A 24,627-nucleotide genomic window follows, 5' to 3' on the forward strand; every position below is an offset into this window, starting at 1 on the left:
AATCGCGGAAGTCCGACGATGGCGCGTGAGATCTCGCGGCAGAGGTTACTGCGGGGTGCCGCCGCCGCGTTAGCCGCCGGCGCAGTCCTCGGCACCGGCCGGGTCGGCTCCGTCCGGGCCACTGCTGCGCCGAATACCACGGGCTGGGACGGTCTTTCGAGCGCCCTTGGTGGCAAGGTCTTACTTCCGGACAGCCCACAGTTCGGGGCCGCTAAGCAGGTGTTCAACACCAACTACAACGGCTTCACCCCGGCCGCGATCGTCACCCCGACGTCCGCGTCGGACGTCCAAAAAGCGATGGCCTTCGCCGCCGCCAATCACCTCAAAGTCGCGCCGCGCAGTGGCGGCCATTCCTACATCGGTGCGTCGACGGCCAACGGCGCCATGGTTTTTGACCTTCGCCAGCTGCCCGGGGGCGTCAACTACGACGCTGCGACGGGACAGGTCACGGTGACGCCGGCGACGAGCCTGTACTCGATGCACGAGACGCTGGCCGGCGCCGGGCGGGGTCTGCCGACCGGCACCTGCCCGTCGGTGGGCGCGGCGGGGCACGCGCTGGGCGGCGGGATGGGCGCCGACTCCCGGCACGCGGGGTTGCTCTGCGACCAGCTGACCTCGGCGCAGGTGGTGCTCCCGGGCGGCCAGGCGGTCACTGCGTCGGCCAACAGCAATCCCGACCTGTTCTGGGCGCTGCGCGGCGGGGGCGGCGGCAACTTCGGGGTCACCACCTCGCTGACCTTCAACACGTTCCCCACCCGCGACCTGGACGCGGTGAATTTGAATTACCCGCCGCAGGCGTTGCCTCAGGTTCTCGTCGGTTGGGTGAATTGGCTGCGCACCGCCGACCGCAATAGTTGGGCGTTGGCCGACAGCACCACCGACGGATTCGGAACGCAGTGCCGCATCCTCGCGACCTGTCCGGCCGGGTCGGGTAACAGCGTGGCCAACGCGATCACCTCGGCCGTCGGGATGCAGCCGAGCGGGGTCGAGCATCACACGTTCAACCGCATGGACCTGGTGCGGTATCTGGCGGTCAACAACCTCAACCCGCAGCCCCTCGGCTATGTGGGTGGATCGGATGTTTTTCCAAGCCTCACCCCGGCCGCCGCACAGGGAATCGCCGCCGCGGTCAACGCTTTTCCGCGCGGCGCGGGCCGCATGCTGGCCATCATGCATGCCCTCGACGGCGCGCTGGCCACGGTGGCACCGGGCGCGACCGCCTATCCCTGGCGTCGTCAGGCCGCGCTGGTGCAGTGGTACGTCGAAACCGGGGACGCGGCGGCGGCTACCAACTGGCTCGGTACCGCGCATCAAGCGGTGCAACCGTATTCGGTCGGGGGCTACGTGAACTACATCGAGGCCAACCAGCCGGCCTCGCGCTACTTCGGCCAGAATCTGTCCAGGCTGTCCGCCGTGCGGCAGAAGTTCGACCCAGGCCGGGTGATGTTCTCCGGGCTGAATTACTAGCCCGCCGCACGGTGTGCGCCTGCGGCTTTCGATGTGCACCTTCGGCCTTTGGTGTGCACCTTCGGCCTTTGGTGTGCGTCCGGGGCGGCGACACGCCGGCCGGACTCGCCGCAAGCGCACATCGAAAACCCTGAGCGCACACCGACAGGTCAGCCCCCGCCGACCGCGCGGATAATCGCCTTCTTGTCGATCTTCCCGATCGGCGTGGTCGGCAGTGCCGGCATGACGACCAACGTGTCGGGCCGGGCATGCGATGCGACCCCGCGCCGATCCAGATGTGCGTTCAATTCGGCAAGACCGATCGGCTCGGCGGTGAATACCAGTGCAGCACAGATCTTTTCGCCCAGGTACGGGTCCGGCAATGGTACGGCGGCCGCCGCGAAGATCGCCGGGTGGCTCAGCATCTGCTCTTCGAGGTCTTGGGCGGAGATCGTCTCACCCGCGCGGGTGATGACGTCTTTGACCCGACCGGTGACCACCAGATTGCCGTCACTGCGCCGACGGACCAGGTCGCCGCTGCGGTAGAAGCCGTCGGGGTCGAAGCTGCGCCGGTTGTCCCGCTCGGCCCGGAAGTAACCATTGAGCGTGTAGGGGCCGCGCACCAGCAGTTCACCCTCCGCGCCGGGCGCCGCCGGAGCACCCCGGCTGTCGACGATGCGCAGCTCGTCGGCCGCGCACAGCGGCCGGCCCTGCGTCTGCTCCACCACCTCGGCCGGGTCGTCGAGGCGCGTGAAGTTCAGCAGCCCCTCGGCCATGCCGAACACCTGCTGCAAGCCGGGCGTCAGCGTTTCGCGGATCCGGCGGGCGTCGTCGGGCTCCAGCCGAGCGCCGCCAACCTGCAAGAGTCGCAACGTTTTTGGCGGGACGGGTTCCCAGTCGCAGGCCTGCGCCCACAACTTGGCCAACGCCGGCACCAGCGCGGTGACCGTGACGCCGTGCCGGTCGATGGCGGCGAAAGCGGCCTCGGGACTGGGATCGGTACCGAACACCGTCGTCGCGCCGACCGTCATCGCGCCCAACAGCCCCGGACAGGCCAGTGGGAAGTTGTGGCCCGCGGACAGCGCCACCAGGTAGACGTCGTCAAAGTTCAGCCCGCACAGTTCGGCGCTCGCGGTCGCGTTGAACACGTAGTCGTCGTGCGTGCGGGGAATGAGCTTGGGCAGACCGGTCGTCCCGCCCGAAACAAGCAGCAGCGCAAGCGATCCCGGATCAGCCGGCGTTCGGGGTGGGGTGTCGGCCGACGAGTCGCACAGCCGCGCCCACGGGATGAACGACCCGGCGTCACCGTCGACAATGACATGCCGCAACCCGGGGTGATCGCGGACCAATTCGGCCGCCATCGCCCGATAGTCGAAACCGTTGACCCGGTCGGCGATCAGCAACCCAGTCGCCTCGCCGACCGCGGCGAAGTGGCCCAATTCCGCCGCGCGGTGCCCGGGCAGGCACATCACCGGTATCGCGCCAGCCCGCAACAGCCCGAACAGCGCCACCGCGAACTGGGGGCCGTTGGGCAGCTGCAGCAGAATCCGCTCGCCCGCGGTGATGCCCAGGCCGCGCAATCCCGCGGCGGCTCGGCGCGACAGCTCGTCGAGTTTGGCGAAGGTCAGGCCCTGCCCGGTGGCGGCGTCGACGACCGCGACCTTGCGCGGCCAGCGGGCAGCCGCGTCGGCCAGGACCGTGTCGAGAGTTCGGCCCGCCCAGTAGCCGGCCGCCCGATAGGCCGCCGCCCGGTCGGCCGGAAATGGCACGAAGCCCTCGGCAGGCTGCGCTGTGTTCGAAACCACCGGGACTCCTTGCGGGTAGGTGGCGCCTGGCAGGGACCAGATCACAGTTGGTAGGGGCTTGGTAGCAAAGGCGCTGCGGTAGAGGATAGGGTAGCCAAACAAAATTAGGGCAGCCTGTGCTAATTCGGGAGGAGAGTCGTGGTGCGTGCCCCCGCGTGCTCGGAGGACATCCGTGCGGAGGTAGCCGAGCTGCTCGGCGTCGCTGTCGACGCCGTTGCGCCCGCCGACAACCTGATCAGCCAGGGTCTCGATTCGATCCGGATGATGTCGCTGGCCGGTCGCTGGCGTCGCCAAGGCATCGACATCGACTTTGCCAGCCTCTCGGCCACGCCGACCATCGAGGCCTGGTCGGCGTTGGTAGCGGCAGGCTCCCACGCCCCGGCCGACGAGGCGCCCGCCATCCAGATCTCCGCCGAAGATGCCGCCGGCGAGCCATTCCCGCTCGCCCCGATGCAACACGCCATGTGGGTGGGCCGCCACGAAGACCAACAGTTGGGCGGGGTGGCCGGGCATCTGTACGTCGAGTTCGACGGCGCCACGGTCGACCCGGATCGCCTGCGCGCCGCCGCCACCCGCTTGGCGCTGCGACACCCGATGCTGCGGGTGCGGTTCCTGCGCGACGGCACCCAGCGCATCGCCCCGGCGGACGAATGCGGAGACTTCCCGGTGGCCGTGGCGGATCTGCGGCGGCTCGACGCCGAGCGCGCCGTCGAACGGCTCGACGCCATCCGGGAGACCAAATCGCACCAGCAGCTCGACGGGGCGGTCTTCGAACTCGCGTTGACCTTGTTGCCGGGTGATCGGTCCCGGTTGCACGTCGACCTGGACATGCAAGCCGCCGACGCAATGAGTTACCGCACCCTGATGTCGGACCTCGCGTCCCTCTATAGCGGTCGCGACCTGCCTGAACTGGGTTTCACTTACCGCGAGTACCGCCAGGCGATGATGCGCGACGACGACCGTCCCCAACCGACGCGCGAGGCCGATCGGCAGTGGTGGGCACGGCGCATTCCGCAGCTGCCCGACCCACCGATGCTGCCCACGCTCGGCGGTCGGGACTCTCGCCGCGGTATCCGGCGCTGGCATTGGCTGGACGCGCCCACCCGCGACGCCTTGTTCGCCCGCGCCCGCAGTCGCGGCATCACCCCGGCGATGGCGCTAGCCGGTGCCTTCGCCAACGTCTTGTCGCGGTGGTCGGCCTCGCCGCGATTCCTGTTAAACGTGCCGTTGTTCGGACGCCAGGCTATGCACCCCGATGTGGACGCGGTGGTCGGCGACTTCACCTCGTCGCTGCTGCTCGACGTCGACCTCACCGATGCGGCAACACCGGCGCAGCGGGCGCGGGTAGTGCAGGACGCCATGCAGACCGCCGCGGCGCATGCGGCCTACCCGGGGCTGTCCGTGCTGCGCGACCTGAGCCGTCATCGCGGCACCCAGGTCCTGGCGCCGGTCGTGTTCACCAGCGCGCTGGGCCTTGGCGAACTGTTCAGTGCCGAGGTCACCGAGCAATTTGGTAGGCCGGAATGGATCATCTCGCAGGGCCCACAGGTGTTGCTCGACGCCCAGGTCACCGAGTTCGACGGTGGAGTGCTGGTGAACTGGGACGTGCGTAATGGCGTGTTCGCGCCGGGTGTCATCGACGCGATGTTCGCCCATCAGATCGACGAGCTCGCCCGGCTGGCGTCCGGTGACGAACCGTGGGAGACGTCCGGCCCGTCGGCGCTGCCGGCCGAGCAGCGCGCGGTGCGCGACGCGGTCAACGGTCGCACCGCCGAACCCAGCGGAGAAGCGTTGCACGACGGCTTCTTTCGGCAGGCCGGTCAACGACCCGACGCGCCCGCGGTGCTGTCCAGCTCCGGCAACCTCAGCTACGCGCAGCTGCGTGACCGGGTACTCGCGGTCGTCGCCGCGCTCCGCGACGCCGGGATCCGGGCCGGCGACACGGTCGCCGTGATGGGGCCGAAGACCGCCGAGCAGGTGCCCGCCGTGCTGGGCATTCTGGCCGCTGGCGCGGCGTACCTGCCGATCGGAGCCGACCAGCCGCGTGAGCGGGCGCAACGCATCCTGGAAACCGGCGAGGTGGCGCTGGCGCTGGTGTGCGGCGGCCTGCGGCCGGTCCTGCCGGTTCCGGCACTGACGCTGGCCGACGTGCTGACCGAAAAGACGTCGGCCGCCGAGGTTCGCCCGGCCCGCGTCGATCCCGCCGCGTTGGCCTACGTGCTGTTTACCTCGGGCTCAACCGGTGAACCCAAGGGCGTCGAAGTGACGCACGACGCCGCCATGAACACGGTGGAGTTCATCGCCCGGCACTTCGAGATCGGGCCGCAGGACCGGTGCCTGGCGCTGTCGACGCTGGAAGGCGACATTTCGGTGATGGACCTGTTCGTCACGCTGCGCACCGGAGGGTCGATCGTCGTCGTCGACGAGGCGCAGCGCCGCGACCCGGACGCGTGGGCCCGGCTGATCGACACCCACCAGGTCACCGTGCTGCATTTCATGCCGGGCTGGCTGGAGATGCTGATCGAGGTGGGCCGCGGCCGGTTGTCGTCGGTACGGGTGATTCCCACCGGTGGCGACTGGGTGCGCCCCGAGATGGTTCGCCGGTTTGCGGCCGAGGCGCCCAACCTGCGCTTCGCCGGGCTCGGTGGGGCCACCGAAACGCCCACGCACAACACAATTTTCGAGGTGCGCGAGGTCGGGGCGCTGCCGGCGGAGTGGACTGCGTTGCCATTCGGAACACCACTGACCAACAACGCGTGCCGCATCGTCAGCGCCACCGGCGACGACTGTCCGGACTGGGTTCCCGGTGAGTTCTGGGTATCCGGGCGCGGCATCGCACGCGGCTATCGCGGTCGACCCGATCTCACCGCGGAGCGTTTCGTCGAGCACGACGGCCGGCGGTGGTACCGCACCGGCGACTTGGCCAGGTATTGGCCGGACGGCACCATCGAGTTCGTCGGACGGGCCGACCATCGGGTCAAGATCAGCGGGTACCGGGTCGAACTCGGTGAGGTCGAGGCTGCCATCCGCCGCGTGCCGGGAGTGCGGATCGCCGTCGCGGCCGTGCTGTCCGCGTCGGATGAATCGGAGATCCTGGCCGCGGCCGTCCGGGCGGAGACCCCGGGGGATCCCGACGTAAGTCCAGAACGGATCCGCCGGGCCCTCGCCGATGTGCTTCCCGCACATATGATTCCGCGTCACATCACGCTGGTGGACGACATCCCGTTCACCGACGGCGGCAAGATCGACCGCCGTGCCGTCGCCGCCGCGCTGGCGGCCGTGGTTCGCGGGGCAGACATCGATAGGCCCGGCTACCGCGCCCCGTCGACGGCGCTGGAATCCGCACTCGCCGGCATCATCGCCGACCTGCTGGCCCGCGACCGTGTCGGCGTCGACGATGACTTCTTCGCCCTCGGCGGCGACTCGGTGTTGGCCACCCAGGCGGTGGCGCGCATTCGCTCCTGGCTGGACAGCCCCGATGTCATGGTCGCCGACATCTTCGCCAACCGAACCGTCTCGGCACTCGGCGCGGTGTTGCTGCGCCGCGAGCGCGACCCCGGCCGGCTCAACCAGGTCGCCGAGTTGTATCTGGAGGTTATCGGCATGGATGCCGACGCGGTGGAACGCGCCTCGCAACGGCCAGCTGACATCGAAGCGGCCCAGGAGCGTTCCGCAACATGACATTCCGCGACCTGATCAGCATGCCCGCGACTTTTCCGTCCTGGGTCAAGCGGCTACCGCGGCCCGACGGTCAACCGTCGGCCGGCGCCGTCGTGGTCTTCCCGCACGCCGGGGCTGCCGCCGCAAGCTATCGGGTGCTGGCCACGGCCCTGTCCGCCGAGGCCGACACCTTCGTCGTGCAATACCCGCAGCGAGCCGACCGGCTCGCCGACCCTGCCCACGAAACCGTGCACGATCTTGCCCGTGGGCTTTTCGACGCCGCGCCGTGGCGCAGCGTCGCACCGCTGCGATTGTTCGGGCACAGCATGGGTGCCGTGGTGGCGTTTGAGTTCGCTTGTGTCGCCGAAGAACACGACGTCGCTGTGCACAAACTATGGGCGTCGGCGGGTCCGCCGCCGTGTGTCGTCGCCGACATGCCCGAGCTGCCCACCAGCGATGACGGTGTGCTCGCCGAGATCGCCGATCTGGGTGGCACCGCCCCCGAACTCCTTGCCGACGAAGAGTTTTCCGAACTGCTCACCACCGCCATGCGGGCCGACTACCAAGCGTTCAATCGCTACGATCCCAGCCCCGACATCCGCATCGCTACGGATATCCATGTCCTCGGCGGCCGCGCTGATCACCGCATCGGGATCGATGTTCTACGTCAGTGGGAACGCCACACTGCCGGATCCTTCCAGCTCTCGCTGTACGACGGCGGCCATTTCTACGTCTACGACCACGTCCAGACGATCGCCGCGCAGGTCAATTCCGATGTCTGACAACGACTTTGACCAGCGCATCGGGACGATAGCGCGGGACCCGGTGGTGATCGTCGGGATGGCTGTCGAAGCGCCCGGCGGCATTGACACCGCCGACGGCTACTGGGACCTGCTGGCACACGGCCGCGAGGCGTTGGGACCGTTCCCGACCGACCGCGGCTGGCCGGTAGCAGAGTTGCTGGCCGGATCACGGCGAAGCGGATTCAAGCAAATCCACGACCGGGGTGGATTCCTATGCGGCGCAGCCACGTTCGATCCGGAATTCTTCGGTATCTCGCCGCGGGAGGCCGTCGCGATGGACCCCCAGCAACGGGTAACGCTGCGGGTGTCGTGGCGTGCGCTGGAAAACAGCGGCATTAACCCCGACGACCTCGCCGGCCACGATGTGGGCTGCTACGTCGGCGCGTCGATGACGGGGTACGGCCCCCAGATGGCCGAATTCTCCCGGCACAGCGGGCATCTGCTCGCCGGGACCGCCCTGAGCGTTATCTCGGGTCGGGTCGCGTACACGCTGGGGCTGACCGGACCAGCGCTCACCCTCGACTCCTCCTGCGCCTCCGCGCTCGTCGCCTTCCACGTGGCGGTGCGTGCCCTGCAAGACGGCGATTGCGACCTGGCGCTGGCCGGCGGGGTCAACGTGTTGGGTTCGCCGGGCTTCTTCGTCGAGTTCTCCAAGCAACATGCGCTCTCCGACGACGGCTACTGCCGTCCCTACAGTGCACAGGCCAGCGGAACGGTATGGGCCGAGGGAGCGGCGATGTTTGTGCTGCAACGCAAATCGGACGCGGAGCGGGACGGGCGGCAAGTCCTGGCCGAAGTCCGTGCCTCCGCCGTCAACCAGGACGGCCGTAGCGCCGGGCTGTCCGCGCCCAGCGGCGACGCGCAGGTGCGGCTGTTCCGGCGAGCAATCGACCAGGCCGGCATCAAGCCCGACGAGGTGGGCATGATCGAGGGTCACGGCACCGGTACCCGCCTGGGCGATCGCACCGAATTGCGCTCCCTGGCAGCGACCTACGGCGACATCGAGGAAGGCACCGGGGCCTTGCTGGGATCGGTCAAGTCGAACGTGGGTCACTCGCTGGCCGCCGCCGGTGCCCTGGGGCTGGCCAAAGTTCTGGTGTCGGCGGAACACGGGGCCATCCCGCCCACACTGCACGCCACCGAGCCCAGTCCCGAAATCGATTGGGATCGGCAAGGTCTGCGACTCGCCCGAACGTTGACGCCGTGGCCGGCCATCGCGGGGGAGCGGACCGCGGCGGTATCGGCGTTCGGGATCGCCGGCACCAACGCCCACCTGATCGTCTCCGCGCCGGAGGTGGCATAGTGCTCGAGCATCCCTTGCCCGACGGACGTGTCCCGGTGCTGCTGTCCGCGCACGACAAGGAGCTCGTCCGCCAAGACGCCGCCGCCGTCCTCGACTACCTGGACCGCAACGCGCTCGGCACGCCGGACGCGGCGCTCGCGATCGGTTCGACTCTGTTGCGACTGCGTCGGGTCAGGCGGCACCGGGCGGTGCTCCGGGCCGCCGACCGCGCCGAGCTCGTCGCGGGCCTGACCGCGCTGGCGCGTGCCGAGGAGCACCCGCTGATCAGCTGGTCGGCGCGCGCCAGCGCGCCTCGGATCGCCTTCGTGGTCGCCGGGCAGGGCAATCAATGGCAGGCGATGGGCGCCGACGCCTACCGCCAACTCGCCACGTATCGAGCGACCGCTGACGAGTGCGGGCAGGCGTTCCTGGACGCCGGGTTGTCCTCGCCGCTGCCGTATCTGGTGGGGGAGCTGGACCGGAACTGGTCGCGCACCGAGATCCAGGGCGCGCAGTTCACCCACGCGGTCAGCCTGGCCGCGGTCTGGCACTCCTGGGGAATCCGTCCGGAAGTCACCCTCGGGCACAGCCTCGGCGAGGTGGCGGCGGCCTACCTGGCGGCGACCATCACGCTGGCGGACGCCGTCGCCCTGATCGGTGCGCGGGCCGGCGTCGTCGACCGGCTGACGGGGCGGTACGCGATGGCGGTGCTGGGTGTCGGCGTCGACGAGGCGGAGTCCGTGCTGGCCGATGCTCCGGGCTGGCTGGAAGTCTCCGCGGTCAACGGCCCCTCGTCGACGGTGGTGTCCGGCGACGCCGACTCGGTGGCCGCGGCGGCGCAGTTGGCCCAACGCCGGGGCATCTTCGCTCATCAACTGACCGTCGATTACCCGGGCCACACCAGTGCACTGCGCCAACTGCGCACTGCTCTGATCGAATTGATCCCCGACTCGGCGTTTCGGCCCTCGGGCGTCCGGTTCGTCGGTTCCACGTTCGGCAACGAGGTGGCCAGTGACACGAAATTTTCCGAATACTGGTATGAAAACCTCTGCGGCACCGTCCGATTCGATCGAGCCGTGCGCTACGCACGCACCGCCGGAATCGACACGTTCGTCGAGCTGTCGGCACATCCATCGCTGCTGTACCCGCTCGCCGACATGCTCGGCGAGGAAGCGGCGGTCATCGTCGGATCCGGGCACCGTGATAAATCGATCGCCGACTCGCTTTCGGCGAGCCTGGCCGCCGTCGCAACCGCGGACCCCGGCACCTCGTGGGCGCACGCCCTGCCCGGCCGTCCGTTGCCGCCGCTGCGCCGGTTCCCCAACGCCCCGATGCGCGCGGTGCATCTCTGGGCGACAGCCGAACCACTGACCGACACGGCAGGGCCGCCCGCCCTCACCGTCGCCGTCGAAACCTGGCAGCCGCCGCCGACGGTGGGGGCAGGGGCCCCGGCCGACACAACCGGTTGCGGCATCGGATTTTTCGGCGAGGCATCGGCGGCGCCGTTGACCCAGCAGCTGATCGACGCCGTCGCCCGGCACGGCGGCGGCCGGGCGGTGCCGCTGCGCGAGGCGGAGATCGCCGTGGTGATCGCGCCCGAACTCGACCAGCTGGACGCCGGCGCGGCCATCGAACAGATCGGCGGGCGGCCCGACGCGGGGCTGCCTGACTACGCCGCGGTCATCGGCCCGCGTTGCCGGGCGGTGTGGTTGCTCACCGCCGGCGCCGAACGGGTCGATTCCCCGGCGGCGGACGTCGCGCCGGCGCAGGCGGCGCTGGCCGCCATGCATCGTAGCGTCGGTTTCGAATTCCCGGACCAGGCCTTCGCCCACCTGGATCTGCCCGGCCGCGATCTCGACGCCGCCACCGCACTGGCGGTCATCGACGCGCTGCTCGGCGACGCCGGCGAAGTCGCGCTACGCGGGGCCGAGTCGCCCCGCCGTTATGTGCGGACGTTCCGGGAGTGCCGCGAAGCGGCGGCCCGGCGGCCGTTGGACGCCGCCGCGCTGGACCACGTGGTGATCACCGGCGGCAGCGGCGCCATCGGGTTGCAGTACGCGCGATACTGCATCGAGCAGGGCGCCCGGATCGTAACCTTGTTGAGTCGCAACGGTGTTGAGCCGGACGCGCTGGCGCGGCTCGCCGACAACCACGACGCGCTGATCCAGGCTCCATTGTGCGACATCACCGATCGCGCCGACCTGTCCGCCGTCGCCGCCGACTACGCCGGCTCCGGTGCGTCCTTGTTGATTCACACCGCCGGTATCGCCAGGGCCGTCGCCCGCACGGACCTCACCGGCACGGACGTGGCAGCGGTGTGCGCGGCGAAGGTGCGTGGGCTGGCGCTACTGGCCGAGGTCTGGCCGGCCCGGCCCGACTGCCGCATCCTGGCCTGTTCGTCCGTGTTCGGCGTGTGGGGCGGCGACAACCACGCCGCGTACGCGGCATCCAACCGGATGCTCGACGTGCTGGCGAGCCAACTGCGGGCCCGAGGCCGGGATTGCATGGCGATTCGCTGGGGTCTGTGGCAAGCGGCCGGGGTGGTGGCGGCCAACGAAATCGCTCGCACCGAGCGCTCCGGCCTGATCGCGATGGACCCGGAACTGGCCATCGCCGCCAGCCTCTACCGGTACGCCGACGACCCGTTGATCTTCGAGGCTGACTTCGACCGGCTCGCGGTCTTCTTCGAAAGCCAGGGAATGGCAATGCCATTCGGCGGCGTCGACGACAACGAACAATCCCAGACCGTCGACGGCGCGGCGGCCAAGCCGCTTGCCGACGTGGTGTGCGGCGAGTTGGCCGCCACCTTGCACCTGGGTGAGCCGTCAGCGATCGACCCGGGTGCGTCCCTGATCGACCTCGGCGTGGACTCGCTACTCGCCCTCGATCTGCGTAAACGCCTGCGGCGTCGGGTCGGCAGCTCGGTTCCCGTGGCACGCATGCTCGGCGGCATCACCGTGCACGAATTGATCGAGGCGTTGGGTGCCGATGCGATTGGCGCACCACTCGATGCTCGCGATGCTAGAAAGGTTGGACTCTCAGCGTGACTGAAACCTCCGGTGCCCATGCCCGGCTCGACGACCAGCGCCTGGAATTGTTGCGCCGCCGGATCGTCGAGCGTGGCCTGGACAGACCCCCGGCCGACAGCGCCGAGGCGACGCCGGACCGGCCACGCATGTCCAGCGGTCAGCACCGGATGTGGTTCGTGCAGGCGGTCGACCCCGACAGCGCACTGCTCAACGTCTGCGTGTCGTACCGCCTCACCGGTCCGGTGGACATCGAGCGACTGCACGGCGCGCTCGATGCCGTCGCCGCGCGCCACCGGGTGCTGCACACAACATACGAAACCGACGCCGACGGTTACCCGTATCCGGTGATCCGCGAGGAACTGAGGCCGGACTGGGCCGAACACGACTTGTCCGGCCTGTCTGATCAGTCCCGGCGGTTACGGCTGGATGTGTTGGCACAGCGCGACTTCGGCCGCCCGTTCGACCTGGCCAAGGACTCGCCGCTGCGAATCACCGTGGCCCGGTTGTCGTCCGACGAACTGATGATGCTGATCACCGCGCACCACATCGCCTGGGACGATGGGTCATGGGCGCCGTTCTTCGCCGATCTGACCCATGCCTACCTCGATCCCGAGGACTTCGCCGCTGCGCCGGTCGCCGTCCGCGGGGGCGAGCCTGCCTCAGCCGATGCCGCGAGTCACCAGGAGGACGTCGACTACTGGCGGCCGCTGATCACGAATCTGCCTGAGCCGCTGGAGCTTCCGGGGGCCAACGGGTCGGTGGTGCCCAGCACGTGGCGCGCGCAGCGGGCGACGGTGCAACTGTCGGCCGCCATCGTCGATCGGGCGGCGGCGCTGGCCCGGGAGTGTGGCGCCACCCCGTACATGGTGTTGATGGCTGCCTTCGCCGCGCTGGTGCAGCGCTACACGCAGTCGACCGACTTTCTGGTCGCGGTGCCGGTGCTCCACCGCGGCCTCGGGACCGAGGATGCGATCGGCTACTACGGCAATACCGTGGTGATCCGCCTACAACCGCAGTCTCGCCAGACATTCCGGGAACTCTTGGCGCAGACGCGTGACCGCGCGGTGGGTGCTTTTGCGCATTCTCGGGCCGACTTGGACTGGCTGGTCCGCGAATCCAATCCGGACCGCCGCCATGGCGCGGACCGGATGACGCGGGTCAGCTTCGGCCAGCGCGAGGCCGACGGTCCCGGCTTCTGTCCACCGGGCGTGCGATGTGTGCGTGCCGACCTGCGCGGTCACGTCAACCAGTTGCCGTTGAGTGTCATGGTCGAGCTGGCACGTGCCGCCACCGGCGGCGGCGGATTGGTCGAGGCCGAGTACCTGGTCGAAGTGTTGGATCGGCCGCTGGTCGAACAGATGTTGCGGCACTACCTGGTGTTAGTGGACAGCGCACTGAGCAACCCCGACGCCGCACTGTCGGCCTGCGCCCTGATGACCGAGGACGACGCCGAATGGCTGCGCCGGGTGTCGACAGGGGAGCGGTTCAGGACGCCGGCGGCCACCCTGCCGGAGTTGGTCAGCCGCCGTGCGGCGTCCGCGCCGGACGCCTTCGCGATCGCCTACGAAGGCCGCAACTACACCTATCGCGAGATCGACGAAGAGTCGAACCGGGTGGCACACTGGCTCATCGAGCAGGGCGTTGGCACCGAGGACCGCGTCGCGCTGCTACTGGACAAGTCGCCCGAACTGGTCATCACGGCCCTGGGCATCCTCAAGGCCGGCGGGGTGTACATGCCGGTGGACCCGACCTATCCGCAGGACCGCATCTCGTTCATCCTCAGCGATGCCGATGCCAAACTCATTCTGCGGGAACCCATCACGGGACTGGACGGCTACCCCACCAGCGCACCAGCGGCGTTGCTCCGGCCGCTGAGCCCACAGAACACGGCCTACTTGATCTACACCTCCGGTTCGACCGGGCTGCCCAAGGGTGTGCCGGTGCCGCACGCACCGATCGCCGAGTACTTCGTGTGGTTCGGTGCGGAATACCAGGTCGATGCGACCGAATCGCTCTTGCAGGTCGCCTCGCCCAGCTTCGACGTCTCGATGGGCGAGATGTTCGGCACCCTGATCATGGGTGCCCGGTTGGTGATTCCGCGGCCGGACGGACTACGCGACATCGGTTATCTGACTGACCTGCTCAGGCGCGAGGGAATTACCTCGATGCACTTCGTGCCGTCCCTGCTCGGACTGTTCCTGTCGTTGCCGGGGGTCAACCAATGGCGCACCCTGCGGCGGGTACCCATCGGCGGCGAGGCGCTGCCCGGCGAGATCGCCGACAAATTCCATGCCACCTTCGACGCGCTGCTGTACAACTTCTACGGACCGACCGAGACCGTGGTCAACTGCACCAGCTATCCGGTGCAGGGCACGCAAGGCACCCGGATCGTGCCGATCGGCAAGCCCAAGATCAATACTCAGGTGTATCTGCTCGACGGCGCGCTGCAGCCCGTGCCGGTCGGAGTGATCGGCGAAATCTACATCGCCGGAACGCATGTCGCGCAGGGGTATCATCGCCGCCCCGGATTGACCGCCGAGCGCTTCGTGGCCGACCCGTTCACCGCGGGCGGACGGATGTACCGTTCGGGCGACCTGGCCCGCCGCAACGCCGACGGCGACATCGAGTTCGTCGGCCGCGCCGACGAGCAGGTCAAAATCCGCGGCTTCCGCATCGAACTCGGCGAAATCGCCGCCGCGATCTCGGTGGACCCCAGCGTCGGGCAAGCGGTCGTGCTGGCCGTCGAGCTGCCTCGGCTGGGCAAAAGTCTGGTCGGTTACGTCACCCCGGCGTCCGGCTGCGGGACCGAATCCGTTGACGTCGATCGCATCCGTGCCCGGGTGGCCGCGGCGCTGCCCGACTACATGACGCCGGCGGGCTACGTGGTGCTCAGCGAGATTCCGATCACGGCCCACGGCAAGATCGACCGAACCGCCTTGCCGCAGCCCGACATCGCCGCCGGCGCCGAGTATCGCGACCCGACCACCGCCACTGAACACCGCATCGCCGCACTGTTTTCCGCGCTGCTCGGCCGGGATCGCGTCGGCGTCGACGACTCGTTCTTCGACCTGGGTGGTCATTCGCTGGTGGCCACCAAACTGGTCACCGCGATCCGCGCCGAGTGCGGCGTGGAACTGGGCATCCGGGATGTCTTCGAGTTGGGGACGGTCGGCCGACTGGCCGAGCGAATCGATCAACTGGGCTCCGGCGCAGTCGACGTGAGCCGGCCCAAGCTGATCGGCACCGCCCACGACGAGCCCCAGCCGCTATCGGCGTCGCAGCTACGCAGCTGGTTCGCCTACCGCATCGACGGGCCCAGCTGGGTGAATAACATTCCGTTCGCTGCGAAGTTGACCGGACCCTGGGACATCGAGTCGTTGATCGCCGCGATTGGCGACGTCGTCGCCCGCCACGAAATCTTACGCACCGGCTACGTCGAAATCGACGGTGTCCCTTACCAAGTCGTCAATCAAGCAACCGATCTGCCGATCCGTCGGGCGACCTTCGAAGGCGGCGACAGCGCAGTCTGGCTGCAGGAACAGCTGGACACCGAACGGCAGCACTGCTTCGAGCTCGACTGTGAGCGGCCGATCCGCGTCGCGTTGCTGCGCACTGGCGCGGACGAACACGTGATGTCGTTCGTGGTCCACCACATTGCTTCCGATCATTGGTCGGCCGGGGTGCTGTTCTCCGATGTGCTCACCGCTTATCGGGCCCGGCGGTGCGGAGAAGTTCCGTCCTGGGCACCGCTTCGCGTGCAATACGCCGACTACGCGGCCTGGCAGCGCGCCTTCCTGGGTGACTCCGTCGGCCAAGAATCCGCCGTCGCCAGCGAGCAGCGCGAATACTGGACCCGGCAGCTGGCCGGCATGCCCGAGGACACCGGACTACGGCCCGACTTTCCGCGTCAGCCGGTGCCCAGCGGGGCGGGGGAATCCGTCGACTTCCGCATCGACGCGGCCACCCGCGGCAAGCTCGCTCAGGTGTGCCGCGCGATGGGCATCACTGAGTTCATGCTGTTGCAAACGGCCGTCGCCGTCGTGCTGCACAAGGCCGGCAGCGGCGTGGACATCCCGCTGGGCACCCCGGTAGCCGGCCGCACCGAAGCCGAATTGGACCAACTGATCGGCTTTTTCGTCAACATCTTGGTGTTGCGCAACGACCTGAGTGGCAACCCGACGCTGCGCGAAGTGCTGCGCCGGACCCGGGAGACCGCGCTGGCCGCGTACGCGCACCAGGACCTGCCGTTCGACCGGGTCGTCGATGCCGTCAGACCAGTGCGTTCGTTGTCCCGCAACCCACTGTTCCAGGTGGTGGTGCACGTCCGCGACCACCTGCCGGCCACCCGGGTGATCGACGCGGGAGCAGACGGACGGCGTGGCGAAGACACGGTGTGCACATCGCTGGATCCGATCTTCGACATGGCGCACGCCGACCTGAGCGTCAACTTCCTCGGCACCGACGGCAGCGACGGCACCGACGCCGCCGGATATCACTGCCACGTCATCTTCCGCACCGAGCTGTATCGCCGGTCCACGATCGAGCGGGTGGCCGGCTGGCTCGCCCGCATCATCACCGCGTTCGCCGACGACCTCGATCGAACCCTGCGCGAGGTGCCGGTGATCGGCGACGACGAACAGCGTCGCATCCTGCAGCAGTACAGTCGCGGTGCCCCGGCACCCGCCGACCGGCCCCGCACGATACCGGAAGTGCTTGCGCCCAGCCGAAACTGGGGACCTGAGCGGATCGCGGTGCGCTGTGGTGGCGACGAGATCGACTACCCCACGCTGCACCGTCGGTCGGACAATCTGGCCGCATTGCTGGCCGACCACGGCGTCGCGCCCGGCTCATTGGTGGGGCTGTCGACCCGGCGCGGCATCGACATGGTGATCGCGTTGCTGGCCATCATGAAGGCGGGCGCGGGCTACTTCCCGATCGATCCGGGCTACCCGCAGGCACGCAAGCAGTTCATGCTCGGCGACGTGCAGCCACCGGTGCTGTTGGCAACGGCCGAGGCCGTCGACAGCATGCCGAAAGTTCCCGGGGTGAAAGTCATTTCGCTGGACGACCCGCAGGTGCGTGCCGTCGCGGACCGGGCCGAACCGCCGCTGCGACGGCTACCCGCGCCGCACCCCGACGACCCGATGTATCTGGTGTTTACCTCGGGGTCCACCGGCACGCCGAAGGGCGCGGTGGGCACGCACCGATCCATGTCGGCGCGGCTGGACTGGCAGTTGCGGCACTATCCGCCACGCGCCAACGACATTCGACTGGCGCAGGCCTCGATCACCTTCCTCGAAGGCGGCATGGAGATGCTGGCCGGTCTGGCCGCCGGCGCCACCATGATTCTCGCCGACGACGCCGAGCACCGCGACGCCGAAGCTCTCGCCGCCCTGATGGGCCGGCACCAGGTGACGCAGCTGACGGCGGTGCCCAGCCTGGTGTCCGCGCTGGTCGACACTCGCCCCGAGGTGGTGCGCTCCCTGTCGCGGCTGGTGTGTGGGGGCGAGCCGGTGAGTGTGTCGCTGTTGGAGCGGCTGGTCGCCGCCTGCGCCCACGGGCCGGGCACCGAACTGCTGAACAACATCGGCTCCACCGAGACCTCCGGCGCGGTCTCGCGCGGGCCGCTGACACCGCCGAATCCCTCGGTGGGCAAGCCGGTCCCCGGTGCGCAGGCCTACCTGCTCGACGACGCCCTGCGACCGGTGCCGATCGGGGTGGTGGGCGAGCTGTACTACGCCGGCGACCAACTGGCTCGGGGCTACTGGAAGAGGCCCGGCCTGACCGCGTCCCGCTTCGTAGCCAATCCGTATGCACTGCAACCGGGTTCGCGGCTGTACCGCAGCGGCGACCTGGCCCGCTGGACGGAGGACGGCCAGCTGGAGTTCGCCGGGCGGGCCGACCATCAGGTGCAGGTACGCGGTTTCCGGGTCGAGTTGGCCGAGGTCGAGGCGGCGCTGGCGGCGGCCGAAGGCGTCGCCGCCGCAGCGGCCCGCACCTGGGAAGTGCATGGCGGCACCTCGCTGGCCGGATACGTGGTGCCGCAACGGCCGCTTAGCGAGGACGCCGCACGCGCGGACTTCGCGGCGGCGGTGCGCGCCGCGATCGCGATGACACTGCCCGGGTACATGATGCCGTCGTCGCTGACCGTCCTCGACGCCATGCCCAAGACCGAGTCGGGCAAACTCAACCGGCCCGCGCTGCCGCAGCCGTCCGTCAGCACCCGCGGGCAGGTCGAACCGCCGCGCACCGACACCGAGCGATCGCTCGCCGCGGTGTTCGCCGATCTGCTGTCCACGCCTGAGGTCGGGCGGTTCGACGACTTCTTCGCCCTCGGCGGCGACAGCATCTTGTCCGTGCAATTGGCGGCCCGGGCACGCGCGGCCGGCCTGACGGTCAGTCCGCGCATGGTGTTCGAACATCCGACGGTGGAACAACTCGCGGCCGCCCTGGACGCGTTGGCTGAGACGCAGGCCGGCGCCGAACAACCACACAGGTCGGCCGACACCCGATTCGAGCCGATGGCCGCGTCCGGTCTGTCGGCCGACGATCTGGCGGCGGTGACGCAGCTGTGGTCCCGGCAGCGGCAATCGTCGCGCGACGGTCTGTCATGACCGCGACACGATCCGATGTCGCGCCCGACATCGAGGACGTCATGGCGCTAAGCCCCCTGCAAGAGGGCTTGTATTCACTGTCCGCGCTGACCGAGTTCGTCGCGGGTGAGGACGACCCGTACCTGATCGGGATGGCCGCCGACATCTCGGGTGCACTCGACGTCGCGTTGTTGCATGACTGCGCCACAAAGATGTTGGTGCGGCACCCGAACCTGCGTGCCAGTTTCTTCAGCCGCGGCATCGCCCGCCCGGTGCAGATCGTGCCGTCGCGATTCGACCTGCCGTGGCGCGTCGTCACCGCCTCGCCGCAGGACCTGCCGGGCTTGGAGGCGGCCGAGCGGCGGCGCCCGTTCGACCTGGAACACGGCCCGGCGATCCGCTTCCTGCTCATCGAATTGCCGGGACCACGTTGGCGTTTGGTGATCACCGCGCACCACATCGTCATCGACGGCTGGTCGCTTCCGGTGTTCGTCAACGAGCTGATGATCCTGTACGGGGCGAGCGGAGATCCCGCCGCGCTGCCCGTCGCCGCGCGGCCGTACCGGGACTACATCGGCTGGCTTGCCGGCCGCGATCCCGAGGCGAGTCAACGAGTTTGGCGCCAACACCTGGCCGGGCTCACCGGACCCACCCTGCTGGCCGCCGCGCTGGGCTCCACCGAGGCAGGCGACGGACGCCGACCCGGACTTCCGCGCACCACCGAGCTGCGGCTACCACCCGAGGCCGCCGAACGCCTGGTCGACGGAACCCGCTCGCGGGGAATCACTCTCAACACGCTGATGCAGACGGCGTGGGCGCTGGTGCTGTCGCGGCTGACCGACAGCGACGATGTGGTTTTCGGGGTCACCGTCTCCGGCAGACCACCCGAACTCGCCGGTGTCGAGACGATGATCGGTCTGTTCATCAACACCGTGCCGATGCGGGTGCGGCTGGATCCGGCCGTCGGCGTCGGGGAGCAGTGCCGCGCGGTGCAGCGTACGGCCGCGCTGCTGCGCGAGCACGGCTATCTCGGGCATGCCCAGCTGCGAGCACTCGGGGGGGTGGGGGAGATGTTCGACACCCTGCTCGTATACGAGAACTTTCCGATGAACGGACTGGTCGCGGGCGGCGAATTGACCGTCGGGGGGGCCATATTCCGCCCGTCGACGCTGGAGAGCCTGTCCCACTTCCCGATCGCGGTCGCCGCCCACATGGAGGGCCGCGAGCTGGTGGTGCTGATCGAGGTGCGCGACGGCGCGCTGGGCGCGACCAGCGCCGAACGGCTGGGCCGGCGACTGTTGGGCACCGCCGAACGGCTACTGCAGCACTGGGACCGGCCGCTGCGCGCGGTCAGCGTGCTGTTCGACGACGAGCACATCGGCCCGAATGGTGCAGAGCCGCGGGCTCCCCAGGTCGGCATACACACCCGCTTCGCCGCGGCCGCGGTGGCGGCCCCGGACAACGTCGCGGTCAGCTGGGCCGGCGGCACACTGACCTACCGCGAACTCGACGCCCGCGCCAACCGGCTCGCCGCGTGCCTTTCGGCCCGTGGGGTGCGGTCCGAGACACCGGTCGCCATCAGGCTTTCCCGCGGCCCGCAATACATCGAGGCGATACTCGCGGTGCTGAAAGCCGGCGGCATCTGTGTGCCGATGGAACCGGGCCTGCCTCCCGACCGGGTCCGATCGATCGTGCGGCAGAGCGGGGCGACGGTCATCCTCGACGCGGCGTTGGTGCGGGAACTGTTGGACAACGGCGGGCCCGGTGGCACCGGCTTCCGGCCGGTCGACGTCACCGCAGCACAAGCCGCGTACCTGGTCTTCACCTCTGGTACGACCGGAGAACCCAAGGGGGTCATAGGAACGCACGCGGCCCTCGGCGCCTACGCCGACGACCACCTGCGCAGCGTGCTGCGGCCCGCCGCAACTCGGCTGGATCGCCCGCTGCGGATCGCCCACGCCTGGTCGTTCGCCTTCGATGCCGCCTGGCAGCCGCTGGTCGCGTTGCTCGACGGCCACGCGGTGCACGTCGTCGACGAACAGACCCAAACCGATGCCGAGGCACTCGTCGCCACGATCGCCGATCATCGCATCGACATGATCGACACGACACCGTCGATGTTCGCCCAACTGACCGCGTGCGGCCTGCTGACGACCGTTCCCCTGGCCGTGCTGGCGCTGGGCGGTGAAGCCCTCGGCAGCGCGGCGTGGACGCTGATCCGCGACGAATGCGCGGCAACCGGGTCGCGGGCCTACAACTGTTACGGCCCCACCGAAACGACCGTCGAGGCCGTGGTCGCCGACATCACGGAGTACGACGAACCCGCGATCGGACGACCCACCCGGCACACCCGCGCCTACGTGCTGGATTCCCAGCTGCGTCCGGTACCGGTCGGGGCGACCGGCGAACTCTATCTGGCCGGTGCCCAGCTGGCCCGGGGCTACCAGGAGCGCCCGGGCGAGACGAGCCATCGATTCGTCGCCGACCCGTTCGCGACCGGCGCGCGGATGTACCGCACCGGCGATTTGGTGCGCCGGGGATCCGGCGGCGCACTGCACTACGTGGGACGTGCCGACACGCAGGTGAAGATCCGCGGCTATCGGGTCGAGCCGGGCGAGATCGCCGCCGCGCTCGAATCGCATCCCGGCGTCCAACAGGCCGGCGTGCTCGTGCGCCGGCAGCAGACGACGGCGCGGTTGACCGCCTACGTGGTGATGTCCGACGCGGTCCAACACCGACCGACGGCGGCGCAGTTACGGGGCATGCTCGGTTCTCGGTTGCCGCGCTACATGATTCCACAGCACATCGTCGTGGTCGACGAAATCCCACTGACCGCCAACGGCAAACTGGACGAAGCCGCGCTCGGCGCACTCGATGCCCCTGGGGCGACCAACGCCGCCCATGCCGAGCCGGAAACACCGACCGAAGCCGCACTGGCGGAACTGCTTTCGGAAATACTGCAGCTGCCACGGGTCGACGTGACCGCGGACTTCCTGCAATTGGGCCTGGACAGCATCGTGGCCCTGTCGGTGGTGCAGGCGGCGCGGGCGCGGGGGCTGGCGCTGCGCGCCAGGCTGGTCCTCGACTGCACTAATGTCCGAGAACTGGCCGAGTCGATCGATTCTGAAACCGCCTCTGCTGCAACCGATGCCGAATACGGCGTCGACCCCATGCCGGTGCTGCCCAACGGACGCTGGCTCTACGAATACGGTGAGCCGCGTCGGCTGGCACAGACCGAGGCCATTCGGCTGCCCGATGCCGTCACCCGCGCGCACCTCGATGCCGCGCTGGCCGGCATCGTCGACGGACATCAGGTGTTGCGGACGCGACTGGACCGCGCGGCGATGGCCCTGGTTCCGATGCCCACGAGCGACGCCGAGGTCATCCGCGAGGTCACGGTGGCCGGCGACGTGCAGGCCGCGGTTCCCGCACACGTCGCGCAGGCCGTCGAGCGCCTCGACCCCGAGCGGGGCGTGCTGCTGGCCGGGGTGTGGCTGAGACCCCCGAGCCCCCCGGCCGGACCCAGCGTGCTGCTATTGGCCGCGCACGTGCTGGCGATGGATCCGGCGTCCTGGCGGGTGGTGCTCGGCGAACTCGACGCCGCACTCACGGCGTTGATCAGCGGGCAACGCCCCGCCCCGGTCCGGGAGCACACCAGCTACCGGCGTTGGGCGGCGGCTCTCGTTGAGCGCGCCCAGCGGCTGGACACGGCGCAATTCTGGGCCGGCCCGTGCCACGGCGACGATCCGGCGCTCGGCGCGCGACGCCTGGACCCGCACCGCGACCGGGCCCGCGACTTGGACGTCCGCATGATCACCACCGACGCGGACCTCACCGGCCGGCTGCTCGATTCGGGCCTGCCGCTGCCGCATCTGCTGATCGCCGCGACCGCGGCGACGGTGACGCGCTGGCGGCGGATCCGCAATCAGGCCACCCCACCGCCGCTGTTGGCGCTGGAGACCCACGGCCGCGCCGACGGTCTCGTCGACGAGCCCGGCGGCCACGCCATCGACACCGGCGACACGGTCGGGTTGCTCAGCTCCATCTATCCGGTGCGGGTCGCGTCAACGGATCCGCGCGACGTGGGGGAGCAACTGGCCGCGATCCCCGGTGACGGCCTGGACTACGGATTGTTGCGCTACCTGCGCCCCGATACGGCGAAATCCCTTGCATCCCAGCCTGATCCACAACTGCTGTTGAACTACCTGGGCGCGGCCCACAGCGTCGGCGGCACCGGCGTGCTGACACTGGAGCGTGAACTGCTCGCCGGGGTATCACCGCAACCGGAACCGGACCTGGCGGTCCGCCATGAGCTCACCATCGTCGCCGCCGTGCTGAGCTTCGACGGACAGCGGGTGCTGGCCGCGCAGTGGCGGGCGCTGCCCGACATCCTCGGCGATGCGGATATTTCTGCGTTGCAACAGCTTTGGATCGACTCACTGCGGGAGGTGGCGACGTGAGCAGGTTAGCGATCCTCGGGGCGGGCGCCAAGGCGGTGGCGGTGGCCGCCAAGGCCAAGGTGCTACGCGACATGGGCGTCGAGGTGCCCGAGGTGGTCGCCGTCGAACGCACCGCGGTCGGGGCGAATTGGCAGGCGAGCGGCGGCTGGACCGACGGCGCGCACCGACTGGGCACCAGCCCGGAAAAAGACGTCGGCTTTCCCTATCGGTCGGCGCTGGCGCCGCGCCGCAACGCCGAACTCGACGAACGGATGACCCGCTACAGCTGGCAGGCCTACCTGATTGCAACGGCATCGTTCGCCGAGTGGATCGACCGGGGCAGACCGGCTCCGCCACATCGCACCTGGAGTCAATACCTGGGCTGGGTCGCCGACCAGGTGGACATGAAAGTGGTGCACGGTGAGGTCGACGGCCTTACGGTTGACGGCGATCGGTGGGCGCTGCGCACCCATGAGACCACCGTGCAGGCCGACGCGCTGATGATCACCGGGCCGGGCCAGGCGGAGAAGTCGCTGTTGCCCGGCAACCCGCGGATGATGTCGATCGCGCAGTTCTGGGATCGCGCCGCGGGCCACGACCGCATCACCGCCGAACGCGTCGCGGTGATCGGCGGCGGCGAGACGGCCGCGTCCATGCTCAACGAGCTGTTCCGCCACCGGGTTTCGACCATCACCGTCATCTCACCGCAGGTGACGTTGTTCACCCGGGGCGAGAGCTTCTTCGAGAACTCACTGTTCTCCGATCCCACCGACTGGACCGCGCTGACGCTGGCCGAACGCCGTGACGCGTTGGCTCGCACTGACCGCGGCGTGTTCTCGGCGAATGTGCAGGAGGCGCTGCTGGCCGACGACCGCATCCGCCACCTGCGCGGCCGGGTCGCGCACGCGGTGGGCCGCGATGGGCAGATTCGGCTGACGCTGTCCACCAACCGGTTCAGCGAGAACCTGGAGACGGTGCACGGTTTTGATTTGGTGATCGACGGTTCCGGGGCCGACCCGCTCTGGTTCACCTCGTTGTTCAGCCAGGATGCGCTGGATCTCCTCGAACTGGGACTGGGCGGACCGCTGACGGCGGATCGTCTGCAGGAGGCAATCGGCTACGACCTGGCCGTCAACGAGCTCACCCCCAAGTTGTTCCTGCCCAACCTGTCCGGACTCACCCAGGGGCCCGGATTCCCCAACCTGAGCTGCCTGGGCCTGCTGTCCGACCGGGTGCTGGGCCCCTGGGTTGGTCGGGCCGCCGCGTCCAAATACCAAACGATGATGGAGAAGCAATGAGCACCAACCCGTTCGACGACGACAGCGGCACCTTCTTCGTGCTGGTCAACGACGACGAACAACACAGCATGTGGCCCGCCTTCGCCGACGTCCCGGCGGGTTGGCACGTGGTCTTCGGCGAAGCGGGCCGCGCGGCGTGCCTGGATTACGTCGAACAAAACTGGACCGACATCCGGCCGAAAAGCCTGCGCGATGCCGTCGCGGCAGATCGTCCCGCCGGCTAGCCGGCAAACCCGAAATTCTGGGCTGCTACACAGGTTGCGCACAGATTA

At 69.1% G+C, this 24,627-nt stretch carries 9 protein-coding genes and 1 pseudogene; 9 read left to right on the forward strand and 1 reads right to left on the reverse strand.

The features are described 5' to 3' along the window. The first annotated feature begins 18 nt into the window (after positions 1-18). The gene (locus G6N33_RS21170; RefSeq protein WP_044506980.1) at positions 19-1,467 is read left to right on the forward strand and encodes an FAD-dependent oxidoreductase; all 1,449 of its coding nucleotides are present in this window, start codon (positions 19-21) and stop codon (positions 1,465-1,467) included. A 149-nt stretch (positions 1,468-1,616) separates the two neighbouring features. Here G6N33_RS21170 and G6N33_RS21175 read toward each other — a convergent pair whose 3' ends face one another. Continuing rightward, positions 1,617-3,251 carry a (2,3-dihydroxybenzoyl)adenylate synthase gene (locus G6N33_RS21175; RefSeq protein ID WP_101528180.1) on the reverse strand — a complete coding sequence of 545 codons (1,635 nt, stop codon included), beginning with the start codon at positions 3,249-3,251 and terminating at the stop codon, positions 1,617-1,619. A 138-nt stretch (positions 3,252-3,389) separates the two neighbouring features. On the opposite strand from G6N33_RS21175, the gene G6N33_RS21180 reads away from it, so the two are divergent. The 8 genes and pseudogenes from G6N33_RS21180 (at position 3,390) to G6N33_RS21215 (ending at position 24,579) form a co-directional block, all read left to right on the forward strand. Beyond that, complete coding sequence (locus G6N33_RS21180; RefSeq protein WP_044506979.1) at positions 3,390-6,932, forward strand: non-ribosomal peptide synthetase; 3,543 nt, start codon at positions 3,390-3,392, stop codon at positions 6,930-6,932. Next, a complete protein-coding gene (locus G6N33_RS21185) occupies positions 6,929-7,693 on the forward strand; it encodes a thioesterase II family protein (protein WP_044506977.1) in 765 nt (254 codons plus the stop codon). Before G6N33_RS21180 ends, G6N33_RS21185 begins: the two co-directional genes overlap by 4 nt. Beyond that, positions 7,686-9,017 carry a beta-ketoacyl [acyl carrier protein] synthase domain-containing protein gene (locus G6N33_RS21190; protein WP_101528165.1) on the forward strand — a complete coding sequence of 444 codons (1,332 nt, stop codon included), beginning with the start codon at positions 7,686-7,688 and terminating at the stop codon, positions 9,015-9,017. The genes G6N33_RS21185 and G6N33_RS21190 overlap by 8 nt, the downstream gene beginning before the upstream one ends. Continuing rightward, the gene (gene mbtD, locus G6N33_RS21195) at positions 9,014-12,043 is read left to right on the forward strand and encodes a mycobactin polyketide synthase MbtD (RefSeq protein ID WP_408632803.1); all 3,030 of its coding nucleotides are present in this window, start codon (positions 9,014-9,016) and stop codon (positions 12,041-12,043) included. Before G6N33_RS21190 ends, mbtD begins: the two co-directional genes overlap by 4 nt. Then, complete coding sequence (locus G6N33_RS21200) at positions 12,040-18,639, forward strand: non-ribosomal peptide synthetase (protein WP_101528166.1); 6,600 nt, start codon at positions 12,040-12,042, stop codon at positions 18,637-18,639. The genes mbtD and G6N33_RS21200 overlap by 4 nt, the downstream gene beginning before the upstream one ends. Then, positions 18,636-23,078, forward strand: coding sequence for a non-ribosomal peptide synthetase (locus G6N33_RS21205; protein ID WP_044506970.1), 4,443 nt, complete (start codon positions 18,636-18,638; stop codon positions 23,076-23,078). The genes G6N33_RS21200 and G6N33_RS21205 overlap by 4 nt, the downstream gene beginning before the upstream one ends. Further along, positions 23,075-24,371, forward strand: a pseudogene (locus G6N33_RS21210) (SidA/IucD/PvdA family monooxygenase); the annotation flags it as partial. The gene G6N33_RS21205 and the pseudogene G6N33_RS21210, both read left to right, overlap by 4 nt. Further along, positions 24,352-24,579, forward strand: coding sequence for an MbtH family protein (locus G6N33_RS21215; RefSeq protein WP_044506966.1), 228 nt, complete (start codon positions 24,352-24,354; stop codon positions 24,577-24,579). The pseudogene G6N33_RS21210 and the gene G6N33_RS21215, both read left to right, overlap by 20 nt. The last annotated feature ends 48 nt before the right edge of the window (positions 24,580-24,627 follow it).

Source organism: Mycobacterium simiae (assembly GCF_010727605.1).
GTDB classification, from domain to species: domain Bacteria; phylum Actinomycetota; class Actinomycetes; order Mycobacteriales; family Mycobacteriaceae; genus Mycobacterium; species Mycobacterium simiae.